Origin of the sequence: Saliniramus sp., assembly GCF_035311605.1 — a bacterium.
Lineage (GTDB): Bacteria > Pseudomonadota > Alphaproteobacteria > Rhizobiales > Beijerinckiaceae > Saliniramus.
In genome coordinates, this window is the sequence record NZ_DATGCW010000123.1 from 1 (window position 1) to 13,027 (window position 13,027).

At 64.2% G+C, this 13,027-nt stretch carries 13 protein-coding genes; 3 read left to right on the forward strand and 10 right to left on the reverse strand.

The annotated features are described in order from the left end of the window. From VKP01_RS06175 to VKP01_RS06190, 4 genes are all read right to left on the reverse strand, one after another. Nucleotides 1-541: glycine--tRNA ligase subunit beta (locus VKP01_RS06175; RefSeq protein ID WP_324411288.1), on the reverse strand; the 541-nt coding region annotated here is incomplete at its 3' end. Between the two features lie 148 nt (nucleotides 542-689). Continuing rightward, complete coding sequence (locus tag VKP01_RS06180; protein WP_324411289.1) at nucleotides 690-1,790, reverse strand: NAD(P)/FAD-dependent oxidoreductase; 1,101 nt, start codon at nucleotides 1,788-1,790, stop codon at nucleotides 690-692. Between the two features lie 27 nt (nucleotides 1,791-1,817). Beyond that, nucleotides 1,818-2,351 (reverse strand): inorganic diphosphatase, encoded by a 534-nt coding sequence (gene ppa / locus VKP01_RS06185; RefSeq protein ID WP_324411290.1) that lies wholly within the window; start codon nucleotides 2,349-2,351, stop codon nucleotides 1,818-1,820. A gap of 113 nt (nucleotides 2,352-2,464) precedes the next feature. Beyond that, nucleotides 2,465-3,169, reverse strand: a complete 705-nt coding sequence (locus VKP01_RS06190) for a ribonuclease activity regulator RraA (protein WP_324411291.1) — start codon at nucleotides 3,167-3,169, stop codon at nucleotides 2,465-2,467. Between the two features lie 373 nt (nucleotides 3,170-3,542). Here VKP01_RS06190 and VKP01_RS06195 point away from each other — a divergent pair, with 373 nt between their 5' ends. After that, a complete protein-coding gene (locus tag VKP01_RS06195; RefSeq protein WP_324411292.1) occupies nucleotides 3,543-5,342 on the forward strand; it encodes a glycoside hydrolase family 15 protein in 1,800 nt (599 codons plus the stop codon). A gap of 67 nt (nucleotides 5,343-5,409) precedes the next feature. Here the strand turns inward: VKP01_RS06195 and phnE (VKP01_RS06200) are convergent, their stop codons facing one another. The 6 genes from phnE (VKP01_RS06200) to VKP01_RS06225 all read right to left on the reverse strand — a co-directional run bounded on the left by phnE (VKP01_RS06200) (nucleotide 5,410) and on the right by VKP01_RS06225 (nucleotide 10,693). Beyond that, nucleotides 5,410-6,222, reverse strand: coding sequence for a phosphonate ABC transporter, permease protein PhnE (gene phnE / locus VKP01_RS06200; protein ID WP_324411293.1), 813 nt, complete (start codon nucleotides 6,220-6,222; stop codon nucleotides 5,410-5,412). Further along, nucleotides 6,219-7,022, reverse strand: a complete 804-nt coding sequence (phnE, locus tag VKP01_RS06205) for a phosphonate ABC transporter, permease protein PhnE (RefSeq protein ID WP_324411294.1) — start codon at nucleotides 7,020-7,022, stop codon at nucleotides 6,219-6,221. The genes phnE (VKP01_RS06200) and phnE (VKP01_RS06205) overlap by 4 nt, the downstream gene beginning before the upstream one ends. Further along, nucleotides 7,019-7,840: a phosphonate ABC transporter ATP-binding protein gene (gene phnC / locus VKP01_RS06210; RefSeq protein ID WP_324411295.1), complete on the reverse strand. Its 822-nt coding sequence runs from the start codon at nucleotides 7,838-7,840 to the stop codon at nucleotides 7,019-7,021. The genes phnE (VKP01_RS06205) and phnC overlap by 4 nt, the downstream gene beginning before the upstream one ends. Before the next feature lie 71 nt (nucleotides 7,841-7,911). Then, on the reverse strand, nucleotides 7,912-8,862 hold the full coding sequence (gene phnD / locus VKP01_RS06215) for a phosphate/phosphite/phosphonate ABC transporter substrate-binding protein (protein WP_324411296.1): 951 nt from the start codon (nucleotides 8,860-8,862) through the stop codon (nucleotides 7,912-7,914). A gap of 139 nt (nucleotides 8,863-9,001) precedes the next feature. Next, on the reverse strand, nucleotides 9,002-9,886 hold the full coding sequence (locus tag VKP01_RS06220) for a DMT family transporter (protein ID WP_324411297.1): 885 nt from the start codon (nucleotides 9,884-9,886) through the stop codon (nucleotides 9,002-9,004). A gap of 9 nt (nucleotides 9,887-9,895) precedes the next feature. Then, a complete protein-coding gene (locus VKP01_RS06225) occupies nucleotides 9,896-10,693 on the reverse strand; it encodes a M55 family metallopeptidase (RefSeq protein ID WP_324411298.1) in 798 nt (265 codons plus the stop codon). A gap of 221 nt (nucleotides 10,694-10,914) precedes the next feature. On the opposite strand from VKP01_RS06225, the gene VKP01_RS06230 reads away from it, so the two are divergent. Both VKP01_RS06230 and arsJ read left to right on the forward strand, forming a co-directional pair. Then, on the forward strand, nucleotides 10,915-11,961 hold the full coding sequence (locus VKP01_RS06230) for an ArsJ-associated glyceraldehyde-3-phosphate dehydrogenase (protein ID WP_324411299.1): 1,047 nt from the start codon (nucleotides 10,915-10,917) through the stop codon (nucleotides 11,959-11,961). A gap of 2 nt (nucleotides 11,962-11,963) precedes the next feature. Continuing rightward, nucleotides 11,964-13,027: organoarsenical effux MFS transporter ArsJ (arsJ, locus tag VKP01_RS06235; RefSeq protein ID WP_324411300.1), on the forward strand; the 1,064-nt coding region annotated here is incomplete at its 3' end.

Consider the following 13,027-nt stretch of genomic DNA (forward strand, 5'->3'; position numbering starts at 1 on the left):
CGATCTCGAAATGCACGATCTCCGGCTCTTCGGTCTCGGGGCCGAACGTGCAGAGAATCGAACGCAGCGGACGCACCCATGTCAGCGAACCGGGCGTGGCTGATTGCGCACCCCAGCGCATGGATTTCGGCCAGGGAAAGCCGCGAATGATCTCCGGCAGGATTTCCGCGAGAACCTCGGGCGTCGGCAGGCCGGGGCGCTCGATCACGGCCACGTAGAAATCGCCTTTCTTCGCATCGCTGCGGATCTCGGCATCTTCGATGCGCTCGAGCCCCGCGCCCTTGAGAAAGCCAGTGAGCGCGGCTTCCGGCGCGCCGACGCGTGGGCCCTTGCGCTCCTCGCGCCGATCCTCACCCTTCGCCGGCAGGCCTGCGATGTGGAGCGCGAGCCGGCGCGGCGTCACCAGCGTGCGCGCGCCCTCATAGAGAAAGCCCCGCTCGACCAGCGCATCGGTGACCCGCTTGCGCAGATCCTCCGCAGCCTTGCGCTGCATGCGTGCGGGAATTTCCTCACTGAACAGTTCGAGCAGAAGATCGGGCATGGGAGAGCGTGCCTGGGCTGGGTGTTGCAAAAGCAGTCGACCACGGGGCTATAGCGGGTCGAAGGCAGGCGCGGCAAGAGCGAACGGCATCGCGCACTGTTGCGCGCAAGACCGATGCGGCAGCCTTGCGCGCTGACGTGGATATGGTTCAGGCAGCCGCCTGGTTTTCGTCGAGAGCCGCGACCACCACATCCGCGATCGACAGGCAGGAGGTCAGCCCCGGGCTCTCGATACCGAACAGGGCGACATGGCCTGGCAGGCCGTGGTAGTCCGGCCCGCAGATCATGAAATCCGCCGCCGGCTCGCCGGGGCCGGAGAGTTTGGGGCGGATGCCGGAATAATCCGCCGTCAGCACACCATCGGGCAGACCCGGCCAGTAACGCCGGATTGCGGCATAGAAGCTCTCGGCACGCTGCGGATCGACGGCGTAATCTTCCGTGTCGATCCATTCCACATCGGGCCCGAAGCGCATGCGCCCGCCAAGATCAAGGGTGACGTGCACGCCGAGCCCGCCATCGATCGGCGCCGGATAGATCAGGCGCGAGAAGGCCGGTTTCCCGGTACAGCCGAAATAATTGCCCTTGGCATAGACGAGCGGCGGGATCAGCTTTTCGTCGAACCCTTCCGTCGCCCGTGCAAGTCCCTGTGCGCTCAGGGCTGCGGCATTGACGATAGCGTCGAAGGGCATCTCCTCATCCGCCACAGTCGCCTGCCAGCGGCCCTCATGACGGCGCAGACGCGTAACCGGCGTCTCGAAAGCGACCATGCCACCATGATCCTCCAGATCGCCCTGAAGGGCGAGCATGAGGGCGTGGCTGTCGACGATGCCGGTCTGCGGACTCCACAGGGCGGCGACGCAGGAGAGCTCGGGCTCCATGGCCCGGGCATCCGCCCCGTCGAGCAGCGTGAGCCCCTCCACGCCGTTGACCGCCCCCTGCGCGGCGATCGCCTCGATCTTGGCGCGCTCGGGCTCGCTGGTGGCGACGATCAGCTTGCCGGGGCGGGCATGGGGCACGCCGTGGCTCTCGCAGAAGGCATAGAGCCGCCGGCGCCCGGCGACGCAATGCTGCGCCTTGCCGGAACCCGTGGAATAATACATCCCCGCATGGATGACTTCGCTGTTGCGCGAGGAGACGCCGGAGCCGATCGACCCCGTCGCTTCCGCCACCACGACGGTATGGCCTGCCATGGCGAGCGCGCGCGCGCAGGCGAGCCCGACGACACCGGCGCCGATGACGAGGATTTCCATCAGACCAACTCTTGCTTCATGCGCGGTTCAACCTTCCTTGCGGGCCCGGTCGATGGATTCCCTGATCATCTTGCGCGCCTCGGCGGCATCGCCCCAGCGCACGATCCTGACCCATTTACCGGGTTCGAGATCCTTGTAATGCGCAAAAAAATGCTCGATCTGCTTGAGCGTGATGTCGGGCATGTCCGACACGTCCTTGACACCGTCATAGCGCTTGGTCAGCTTTGAGGTCGGCACGGCGACGATCTTCTCGTCCTGCCCCGCTTCGTCTTCCATGATCAGGACGCCGACAGGCCGCACCGCGATCACCGCGCCGGGTACGATGGCGCGCGTGTTGGCGACGAGGACATCACAAGGATCGCCGTCATCGGAGAGCGTGTGCGGGATGAAGCCGTAATTGCCCGGATAGCGCATCGAGGTATAGAGAAAGCGATCGACCACCAGCGTGCCGGCATCCTTGTCGAGCTCGTATTTGATCGGCTCGCCGCCGATCGGAACCTCGATCACGACATTGACTTCATCCGGGGGATTCTTGCCGATGGAAACGGCGTCGATACGCATCGGGGTGGCCTCCTCGCTGTTGAGATCACATCTGACGGGGTCAAATGTAAAGAACGCGTGGTCCTAACCTTTTCGCGCCTGCGAGACAAGCGCACACAAGGTCGAAGACACGCTCACAGATCGTCCTTCTGCGCCTCGTAGCGGGCCTTCGTCTCCTCGTTGGGCGGATACAGGCCTGGCAGTGCCACACCGCGCTCGACCTCGCGCATGATCCACATTTCGAGCCGCTCCTGCTCCACGGCGGCATGAGTGACCTCCTCCACCATGGCGGCGGGAATCACCACCGCGCCATCCGTATCGGCGACGATGATGTCGTCGGGAAACACCGCCACGCCGCCGCAGCCGATCGGCTCCTGCCAGCCGACGAAGGTCAGCCCCGCCACCGAGGCCGGCGCCGCGACGCCGCTCGCCCAGACCGGCAGGCCGGTATCGGAAACACCGGCCCCGTCGCGCACCACACCGTCGGTGATCAGCCCGGCCACGCCGCGCTTGTGCATGCGCGCACACAGGATGTCACCGAAGATGCCGGCATCGTCGATCCCCATCGCATCGACGATGGCGACCGCCCCTTCGGGCATGTCTTCGATCGCGGCGCGGGTGGAACGCGGAGAGGACCAGGACTCGGGTGTGGCGAGATCCTCGCGCATGGGTACGAAACGCAGGGTGAAGGCCGGGCCGACGAGGCGTTCATGCGCATGATAGAGCGGTTTGGGGCCCCGCATCCAGGAGCGCCGCAGGCCTTTCTTGAGGAGGACGGTGGTCAGCGTCGCGGTGGTGACGGCGCGCAGCGCGTCGAGAATGGCGGAATCATGTGGCATGGCGGCCTCCGGATCAGCAAGCGCGGGCGGGTGCCCGTTTCCATCAAGCGATACGCAAGAGCGCAGCCTACCGCAATCCGCGAGGCCCTGCCGGGATGGCGCTTTTCTCGGCAATCCGTATGGGCGGGATGGGTGAAGGGGTGGCAGCGTCCTCAAACTGTGCTTGCGATGCATCTGGTGCGCGAGCGCTGTCCGGCCTGGCAGAATCGGATCGGGCGGTGCTCCCGATTGCCCTTCAGGTGCTTCATTCAAGCCGCCAGCCGGTATACACCTGACGCAATAATGCTCCGGCTCCGACGCCATTGAGGATTTGTTCGTCTGATCCAGATAAAATCTGCAGGATCACGAATCGCGCCAACCGGAGGGCCAGCCCATGAGCTCGCTCGATCTCGCCGTGATCGGCAATTGCATGAGTGCCGCGCTGATTGACCGGCGCGCCCAGATTGTCTGGGGCTGTTTTCCACGTATCGACGGCGATCCCGTCTTCTGTGCCTTGCTGGACGGGGAGGAAGTCGGCAACGGAAAGCATGCGAAGCGCGGCGTCTTCGCCGTCGAGCTGGAAGGCATGACGCGTTGCGAGCAGCATTATCTCGGCAACACCGCCATCCTGATCTCGACGCTCCATGACGATGACGGCAATGCCGTTGAAATCACCGATTTCGCGCCGCGCTTCATCCATTACGACCGTACCTTCCGCCAGCCGGGCATGGTGCGTCGGGTGCGCCCGATTGCCGGGCGCCCGCGCATCCGCATCCGGCTGCGCCCGATGTTCGAATGGGGCGAGCGTGCCCCCGAGATCACGCGCGGCTCCAATCACATGCGCTTCGTCGGCCCCGGCCAGGCGCTGCGGCTGACAACCGACGCGCCGATCGCCTATGTCGCGGAGGAGCGCCCCTTCGTGCTCGAATCCCGCATTTCGATGATTTTCGGCCCAGACGAGCCCCTGCGTAGCGCCGTCGATGCCACGGCACGCGATTTCTTCGAGCGCACGGCGGATTACTGGGCGAACTGGGTCCGTTCGCTCTCTATCCCGTTCGAATGGCAGGAGGACGTGATCCGCGCGGCGATCACCCTGAAACTGTGCAATTTCGAGGAGACCGGCGGCATCGTCGCCGCGCTCACCACCTCGATCCCGGAAGCGCCGCATACCCAGCGCAACTGGGATTACCGCTATTGCTGGCTGCGCGACGCCTATTTCGTCGTCCATGCCCTCAACCGGCTCGGCACCACCCGCACCATGGAGGGCTTCCTCGCCTTCATCGCCAATATCGTCGATGATTCGGAGGATGAGAAGCTCGCCCCGCTCTTCGGCATCACCCGCGAAAGCAAGCTGGAAGAGCATGCGGCATCCGCCCTGCCCGGCTATCGTGGCATGGGACCGGTGCGCTACGGCAATGCTGCCTACACGCAGATCCAGAACGACGTCTATGGCAGCGTCGTGCTCGCTTCCACGCATCTGTTCTTCGACAAGCGCCTGCACCGCGCGGGCATGCATCACCTGTTCGAGCAGCTGGAAAAGCTCGGCGCCAAGGCGGTCGCGGTCTATGATACGCCCGATGCAGGGCCCTGGGAATTGCGCACCATGGCGGCGGTGCACACCTTCTCCGCCGTGATGTGCTGGGCCGCCTGCGACCGGCTGGCCCGCATCGCCACCCATATCGGGCTGCATGAGCGCGCCGGGCATTGGCGCAACCATGCCGACCTGATGCACGCTGCCATCTGCGAGCGCATCTGGAACGCGCGGAAAGGCCATTTCGTCTCGACCTTCGAGGGCGAGGATCTCGATGCGACATTGCTGCTTCTGGCTGAACTCGGCTTCGTTGCCTGCAATGACGAGCGCTTCATCATGACCGTGGAGGCCATCGACCGGCAATTGCGCCGAGGGCATCTGGTCAAACGCTATGCAGTCCAGGATGATTTTGGCACGATGGAGACGGGCTTCCTGATCTGCTCGTTCTGGTTCGTCGATGCCCTCTGGGCGATCGGGCGCTGTGACGAGGCGCGCGCCATGTTCGAGAAGGTGTTGAAGCTGCGCAATTCCTTCGGGCTGCTCTCGGAAGATGCCGATTTCGAAACCGGCGCACTCTGGGGCAACTTCCCGCAGACCTATTCCATGGTTGGTCTGATCAACTCGGCCGTGCGTCTCTCACGCACCTGGGAGGAGGCGTTCTGAGGGGCGTGCCCCTCAGGGTTTTCGCAATGGCGATGCGTTTTCGGTCGTTGGCTCGTGTACCGACACGTCAGATGATCGCGTGGCGTACCTTGGCCGAGACCCATTCCGAGAAGACGACCGTGGCGAGGATCAGGAGCAGGATCACCGTCACCTGCGGCCATGCCAGCACGTTGAGAGAAGCCTGCAGCTTGAGCCCGATACCGCCGGCGCCGACGAGCCCGAGAATGGTGCTCTCGCGGATATTGATATCCCAGCGAAAGACCGAGATCCCCCAGAAGGCGGGCATCACCTGCGGCACGATCCCGTAATTCAGGATCTGCGCCTCACTCGCCCCGGTGGCCGCGATCGCCTCGACCTGGCGGGCATCGGTCTCCTCGATCGCCTCATAGAGGAGCTTGCCGACGAAGCCGATGGAGCGCAGGGCGATCGCAATGATCCCCGCCAGCAATCCCGGGCCGATGATCGCAACCAGCAGCAACGCCCAGATCAGCGCGTTGATCGAACGCGAGGCCACGATGATGAACAGGGCGATCGGACGCAGGATCGTGGCCGAGGGTGTGGTGTTGCGCGCGGCCATGAAGGCGACCGGCACGGCCATGATCACGCCGCCGATCGTACCGAGCGTGGCAATGTTGATCGTATCCCACAGGGGCTGCATCAGTTCCGGGAGATAGGACAGGCGCGGTGGCCACATCCGGCTGCCGATGTCCGAGGCTTGCCGGGGGGCGTCCCACACGAAAGCCCAGATCGTGTTTTCCGTCATCAGCTGCCAGCACCAGACGAACAGCGCCACCAGAGCCAGCCAGCCCAGCCACATGAACAGCCGTGTCCGCGGCGTGCGATGGCTCCAGACCTCCTTGTAATGCGTGATCTCGCTCATTGCAGAAACTTCCGAAGGTAGCTGGAGCCGTATTCGGCGATCATGACGATACCGATGATGATCAGCAGGATCGCCCCGGCGCTGTCATATTCGTAACGGTCGATTGCGGTATTGAGGGTCGCCCCGATGCCGCCGGCACCGACGATGCCGATCACTGCGCTCTCGCGGAAGTTGATGTCGAGCCGGTAGAGCGACAGGCCGATCAGCCGCGGCATGACCTGGGGCTGGATGGCGTAGTTGACCAGTTGCAGCCAGGAGGCGCCGGTCGACCGCACGGCCTCGGCCTGGGCCTCGTCGATCTCTTCGATATCGTCGGCGAGCAGTTTCGCGATGAAGCCGATCGTCGCGAAGGACAGCGTCAGGAACCCGGCGAAGGGTCCGAAACCGAACATCGCCACCAGGAAGATCGCGATGATCACCTCCTGGAGGGAACGGCTCACCGCAATGATTGCCCGGCAGAAATAATAGACCGGCGCCGGCGCCAGGTTGCGCGCTGCGCCGATGCCGACGGGGATCGAGAGGATCACGCCGATCACCGTCGAGGTGAGCGTCATGGTCAGGCTTTCGATCAGCCCGCGATAGATATCGTTCCAGCGGCTGGTGAAATCGGGCTGGAGGAAGCCCATGATGAAGCGCTGGCCGCGTTCGAGCCCCACGGCGACGCGCTGCCAGTTGACCTCGAGCGTTCCGACGGCGAGGACGAGATAGACCAGAATGGCGATCTGCAAACCGATGCGCCAGGTCCGATCCTTGATGATCTGCGGCGGACGGCGCCAGGTTGTCGGGTAGGAGGTGCTCATACCGCAATCGCCTCCAGACGCCGTTTGGCGTCGGCCTCGGCATCCGCCTGCTCCTCGTCACCACGACGCATGGCGTTCCAGTCCTCGGCGCCGTAGATTTCGGTCAGGGCGGCTTCATTGAGCTGCTCGGGCGGCCCGTCGAAGACGACGCGCCCGGCGCGCAGGCCGACGATACGCTGCATGAATTGCTGCGCCAGCGGCACGTCGTGAATGTTGACGATGGCCGGAAGGCCGCGCTCGGCGCAGATCTCGATGAGAAGCCGCATGATCTGGCGCGATGTCTTGGGATCGAGGCTCGCGGTCGGTTCGTCGACGAGCAGCAGCTCCGGCTCCTGGGCGAGCGCACGCGCGATCCCCACGCGCTGGCGCTGGCCGCCGGAGAGCGCGTCGGCCCGCTTGTCGGCCTGGTCCATCAGCCCGACACGGTCGAGCAGGCGATAGGCGAGCTGGATGTCGGCCGGCGGATACTTGCGCAGGAAGCTGCGCCAGAACGGCACGTAGCCGAGACGTCCTGACAGGACGTTTTCCATCACGGTCAGGCGCTCGACCAGCGAATATTCCTGGAAGATCATGCCGATGCGGCGTCTCTGCCGGCGCAGTTCGGACTTGCCGAGCCGCACGAGGTCGACATCACCGAGCATCACCTTGCCCGCACTCGGCTGCACAAGACGGTTGACGCACCGGATCATGGTGGACTTGCCCGCGCCCGAAGGTCCGATGAGACCCATGATCTGGCCCTTGGGGATCGTCAGTGTCACGTCGCTGAGCGCGGCGTCGCCCGTCTTGTAGGTCTTCGACAAGCCTTCGAGGTGCAGCATGGCGGCATTCTTTCCAAAAAAGAGACATGGGCGACAACCTGCCGCCCATGCTGGTTCCTGCAACGAAAGGTTCAGTTACACTCGTAGACGACGCCGTTGGCCTCATCAATGGTGCGGATCACTGCCCAGTCTTCCTGGAACGTGATCGGAATGAACTGGTCCTCACCGTTACGACCGAATTCCTCGGCCAGAGCCGTGCCTTCCCAATCATAGCTGAAGAAGGCTTCCTGGATCTTTTCCTGCAGATCCGGGGTCAGGTTGTAGACCGTGCCGTAACCCGTCGTCGGGAAGGTTTGCGAGGTGTAGATGGTCACGAGCTGGTCTTCGGTGACGACTTCGCGGTCGAGCATCCGGCCCTTGACCGAATTGGCGATCGAGGCAGCGATGTAGTCCTTGTTGGCGACACCGAGGATCGAGCTGTCATGCGCACCCGAGAAGGTCGCCTCGAAATCCGTACCTGCTTCCATGCCGAACTCGGCCATGAGGATCGCGGAGGGAGCCTTGAAGCCCGAATTGGAGGTCTCCGAGGTAAAGGCGAGCGTTTCGCCACGAAGATCCTCGACTGCCTCGATGCCGGAATCCGGATAGGTGATGATTTCCATCTCGTAACCGAAGGAGCCGTCTTCGGCCGCCATCATGGCGAAGGGACGGAAACCGGCGCAGGCCACGGCCAGCGGGTTCGAACCGGTGTTGAAGCCGGCAACGTGCAGGCGACCGGCGCGCATCGCTTCGATCTGGGCGGCGTTCGACTGGACCGGGAAGAACTGGACCTGCTTGCCCGTCACTTCGGACATGTGATCGAGAAAGCCCTGCCAGACTTCGGCATAGACGGCCGGATCTTCGACCGGCGTATAAGCGAAGATCAGCGTGTCCGGATCAATCCAGTCCGCGGAATCTTCCGGAATGTCGGCGATGAGATCGCCGTCATTGTCGACATAGCGGCTGCCGAGCTGGAATTCGGCCTGGGCGGGAAAGGCGATGGCGAGCGCGGCAAGCGCGGTCAGGGTTGCAAGTGCTTTCATAATTCTCCCCTAGGTGTTGGATGGGCCGGTTGATAGCCTCTTTGAATGACAGTTGCATGACAAACTGCCACGCCTGACGCCTCGGTCAAGAGCCGGTTCAGGACATCGTGCAATCATGGGGATTCGCCTCACGATCGGTTCACGCGCCGGCCTGTCCCCCGCGTCCCTCGCGGTAGCTGATGTAGATCCCTGCGCCGGCGATCACGCAGGCGCCCAGAATTGTATAGCGATCCGGGAGCGTACCGAAGGCGACAAAGGCGAGTGCGCCGGCCCAGACGATCTGGCCATAGGCATAAGGTGCGATCAGCGAAGCGCTGGCATCGCGCAGGGCGAGGACGACGAGGCCGTGACCGGCGCTGGAGACGAGCCCCATGGCGAGCGCAATCCAGAGCTGGCCTGCCTGCGGCGCGACCCAGAAGAACGGCACCGCGAGGCTTGCGATGAGGAAGCCGACAAGTGCCGACCAGGCGAGCGTCGTCACTGACGCGTCGCTCTTGCTGACATAACGCGTGATCGTCCCTGCGATGGCCCAGGAGGTTGCCGCCAGCATGGGAAAGAGCGACGCGATCCGGAAGGCGTCGGTACCGGGACGTATCACGATCAGGACCCCGCAGAAACCGATGACCGCCGCCGCCCAGCGTCGCCAGCCAACCACTTCCTTCAGGAAGACGACGGCAAAAGCCGTCAGCAGGATCGGCAGGATGAAGAAGATCGCCGTCGCGTCGGCCACCGGCAGAAACACGATGCCGCTCATGAAGAAGACGGCAGAGCCCAGCATGCCCAGCCCGCGGACTATCTGTAGACCGGGGCGCCGTGAGGCAAGGCCCCGTAGGCCCCTTGTGGCGAGCAGGAAGCCCAGTATCAGTAACGCGAAGACGACGTAACGCATCCAGGCGATCATCAGCGGTGGCAGTTCGGGGGTCAGCATCTTCGCGAAAACGTCGCCGCAGGCGAACATGGCCGTGCCGGCGATCATCGCGAGAATGCCGCGCAGGGGATGGGTCGTGCCCGGTGCGACCGCCATTGTGCCGTATCAGGTGAGGTAATTCAGGGCACGCAGGATCTCGAAATAATCCTGCGCAGCGAGGCGGATGGTGCGGTCGCCGACATGTTCGGCGCCGGGATACCAGCGATGGCGTTCGGCCAGCAGCGAGTCATTATAGGTAATCTCGAGTGCCGGTGATTGCGGCATGGCGAGAAGCTGTTTCTCCCCGCTCTGCGAAAGCGCTTGCGCCGCGCCGGCCTCGATCGCCGCGCAGGCACCGGCTGGGGTCATTGACAGGGTCGACTGGCCGTAACCCTGCTTGACCGCGCAGCGGCCAATCTGCGGCGCGACGTCCGCGATCTCCGTCATCAGCCCCGCATCCCCGCTGACGAAGACCGTCGGCACGCCGAGCATGGCGCCGGCGAGCGCGTGGATCAGGAATTCCGAGGCCCGCCTGCCGTCGAGGCGGATTTCGGCGGCGGCCAGGGAGAGTGTGTGGGCGAGGGCATTCGCTTCCGATCCCGCCGCCGCGTGATATCCGATCATCATCAGCGCACCGAAGCTGTCATCGAGCCCCTGCACCATGCATAGCGGATGGCCGGCCCAGGCACGCACGATGCGGATATCGGGGGGTAGCCTGTCGAGGATCAGATTGCGGCCCGAGGCATGGGCGTCCTTGACGACGATCTCCGTCGCCCCCGCTTGGCGGGCACCCCGGATCGCGGCGAGCGCTTCGTTGGTCATGATTTCGCGGAATTCCGCGTAATCCGCATGCGTGCGCCGCGCCTCGTCCCAATGGGTGATGCCGGCACAGCCCTCGATATCGACGCTGATGAAGACCTTCATGAAACAGCCCCCGTTTCAATCAGCATCGGGCTTGTGCGGGGCCCTGTCGAGCGGTGTGAACGCCGAAAGCCGGAAGGGGCGGATGCACATCCGCGTTACCGACCATGGGCTCCCGGCTGTCATCCGGGTGTCACATGCACGCGTCATCGAACGCTGCGGGTCTTTCCATGAATATCGAAAGAGCCTATGCGAAGGGCGGAACGGCAAGCGGAGGGACGATCATGCGCGTCGGAATCAATGGCTGCGGGCGGATCGGGCGGCTGGTTCTGCGCGCGGCTCTGGGTGCGGCGGAGCGCCCGCAGGATGATCCACGCCGCGACAACCGCCTCGACATCGTGCATGTCAACGAGATAAAGGGCGGAGCGGAGACGCTCGCGCATCTGATCGCCTTCGATTCGATGCAGGGCCGCTGGCGTGCGGAAATCGTCGGTGACGATGCGCAGGGCGCCATCAGCATCGACGGCAAGAGCATCGGCGTCTCGGCCCATGCCACACCCGCGGAAATCCCCTGGGGCGATCTCGGTGTCGATCTCGTCATCGAGGCCACCGGCAGGTTCCTGAAGGGCGAGACGCTGGAAGGTCATTTCGCGCGCGGGGCGAAACGGGTGATCGTGGCCGCCCCGGTAAAGGACGGCTCTGCGCTCAATCTGGTGATGGGGATCAACGATCATCTTTATGATCCGGGCGAGCACCGCCTCGTCACGGCGGCATCGTGCACGACGAACTGCCTCGCCCCGGTGGTGAAGGTGGTGCATGAGGCGATCGGCATCCGCCACGGCCAGATCACCACGATCCACGACCCCACCAACACCAATCTCGTGGTGGACGGCGTCCACAAGGATCTGCGTCGTGCCCGCTCGGCCATGCTCTCGCTGCAGCCGACCACGACGGGCTCGGCCACCGCGATCGCGTTGATCTATCCCGAGCTTGAAGGCAAGCTCGACGGCCATGCCGTGCGCGCCCCGGTGCTCAATGCCTCGCTGACCGATTGCGTCTTCGAGATGGCGCGCGAGACCAGCGCCGAGGAAATCAACGACCTCTTCGCCATCGCCGCTTCCGGCCCGCTTGCCGGTATCCTCGGCTTCGAAGCGCGCCCGCTGGTCTCGATCGATTATGCCGGTGATACCCGCTCGGGCATTGTCGACGGGCCTTCCACGCTGGTCACCGACGGCACATTGCTGAAGATCTATGCCTGGTACGACAACGAGATGGGCTTTTCCTGCCGCATGGTCGATCTCGCCTGCAAGATGCGTGAGGCAGGGATCTGAGCATGCAAACGGGCACCCGCAACTACGCCATCGTCACAGCCTCCTACTGGAGCTTCACGCTGACAGACGGCGCCCTGCGCATGCTGGTGCTGCTGCATTTCTTCAACCTCGGCTATTCTCCCTTCACCCTGGCCTTTCTCTTTCTGCTCTATGAAGCAGCCGGCGTCGTGGCGAATTTCGTCGGCGGCTGGCTCGCCACGCGTTTCGGCATCGCGCGGATGCTCACCGTGGGGCTGGTCACGCAGATCACCGGCTTTCTCATCCTTTCCACCGTCTCGCCGGATTGGAGTGCGGTGCTCTCCGTCGCCTGGGTGGTGGCGGCGCAGGGCGTATGCGGGGTGGCCAAGGATCTGACCAAGACCGCCTCGAAATCCGCGATCAAGGTGGCGGAGGCCGAGGCACGCGGCGAGGCGGGGGAGAGCCGGCTATTCGCCTGGGTCGCCTGGTTCACCGGCTCCAAGAACGCCATGAAGGGTTTCGGCTTTTTCCTCGGCGGCTTGTTGCTCGAGACGCTGGGCTTCCGCCATGCGCTCTACGCCATGGCCGGCGCACTCGCTCTGGTGCTCGTCGCCGTGAGCCTGTCGCTTCCCGCCTTCATGGGGCGTGCGAAGGCGAGCGGCAGCGCGAAGGAGCTATTCGGCAAGAGCCGCGCCATCAACCTGCTCGCGGCGGCGCGAGTGATGCTGTTCGGTGCGCGTGACGTCTGGTTCGTCGTCGGCCTGCCGGTCTTTCTCTATGCGTCCGGCTGGACCTTCACCATGGTGGGCGGGTTTCTGGCCGTCTGGACGATCGGCTACGGTATGGTGCAGGCGCTCGCGCCGCATCTCGTGCCACGTTCCGCCGACGGGCTCAGCCGCGAAGTCGCTGCCGCGCGGATCTGGGCAGCCGGGCTCGCGGCCTTGCCCGTCATGATCGCGCTGGCGCTGATCGGCCTCGATCTGCGGCCCGATCTGATCCTGGTGACGGGCCTCCTCGTCTTCGGCTTCGCCTTTGCCGTGAATTCCTCGCTGCATTCCTATCTGATCCTCGCCTATGCCGGTTCGAAGAAGGCGGCGGAGGATGTCGG

Coding starts and splice junctions, on each gene's coding strand:
- phnE (WP_324411293.1), bottom strand. CDS start 6,222: ATGAGCGAGATCACGCATTACAAGGAGGTCTGGAGCCATCGCACGCCG.
- VKP01_RS06195 (WP_324411292.1), top strand. CDS start 3,543: ATGAGCTCGCTCGATCTCGCCGTGATCGGCAATTGCATGAGTGCCGCG.
- phnE (WP_324411294.1), bottom strand. CDS start 7,022: ATGAGCACCTCCTACCCGACAACCTGGCGCCGTCCGCCGCAGATCATC.
- phnD (WP_324411296.1), bottom strand. CDS start 8,862: ATGAAAGCACTTGCAACCCTGACCGCGCTTGCCGCGCTCGCCATCGCC.
- VKP01_RS06180 (WP_324411289.1), bottom strand. CDS start 1,790: ATGGAAATCCTCGTCATCGGCGCCGGTGTCGTCGGGCTCGCCTGCGCG.
- VKP01_RS06220 (WP_324411297.1), bottom strand. CDS start 9,886: ATGGCGGTCGCACCGGGCACGACCCATCCCCTGCGCGGCATTCTCGCG.
- VKP01_RS06190 (WP_324411291.1), bottom strand. CDS start 3,169: ATGCCACATGATTCCGCCATTCTCGACGCGCTGCGCGCCGTCACCACC.
- VKP01_RS06225 (WP_324411298.1), bottom strand. CDS start 10,693: ATGAAGGTCTTCATCAGCGTCGATATCGAGGGCTGTGCCGGCATCACC.
- ppa (WP_324411290.1), bottom strand. CDS start 2,351: ATGCGTATCGACGCCGTTTCCATCGGCAAGAATCCCCCGGATGAAGTC.
- phnC (WP_324411295.1), bottom strand. CDS start 7,840: ATGCTGCACCTCGAAGGCTTGTCGAAGACCTACAAGACGGGCGACGCC.
- VKP01_RS06230 (WP_324411299.1), top strand. CDS start 10,915: ATGCGCGTCGGAATCAATGGCTGCGGGCGGATCGGGCGGCTGGTTCTG.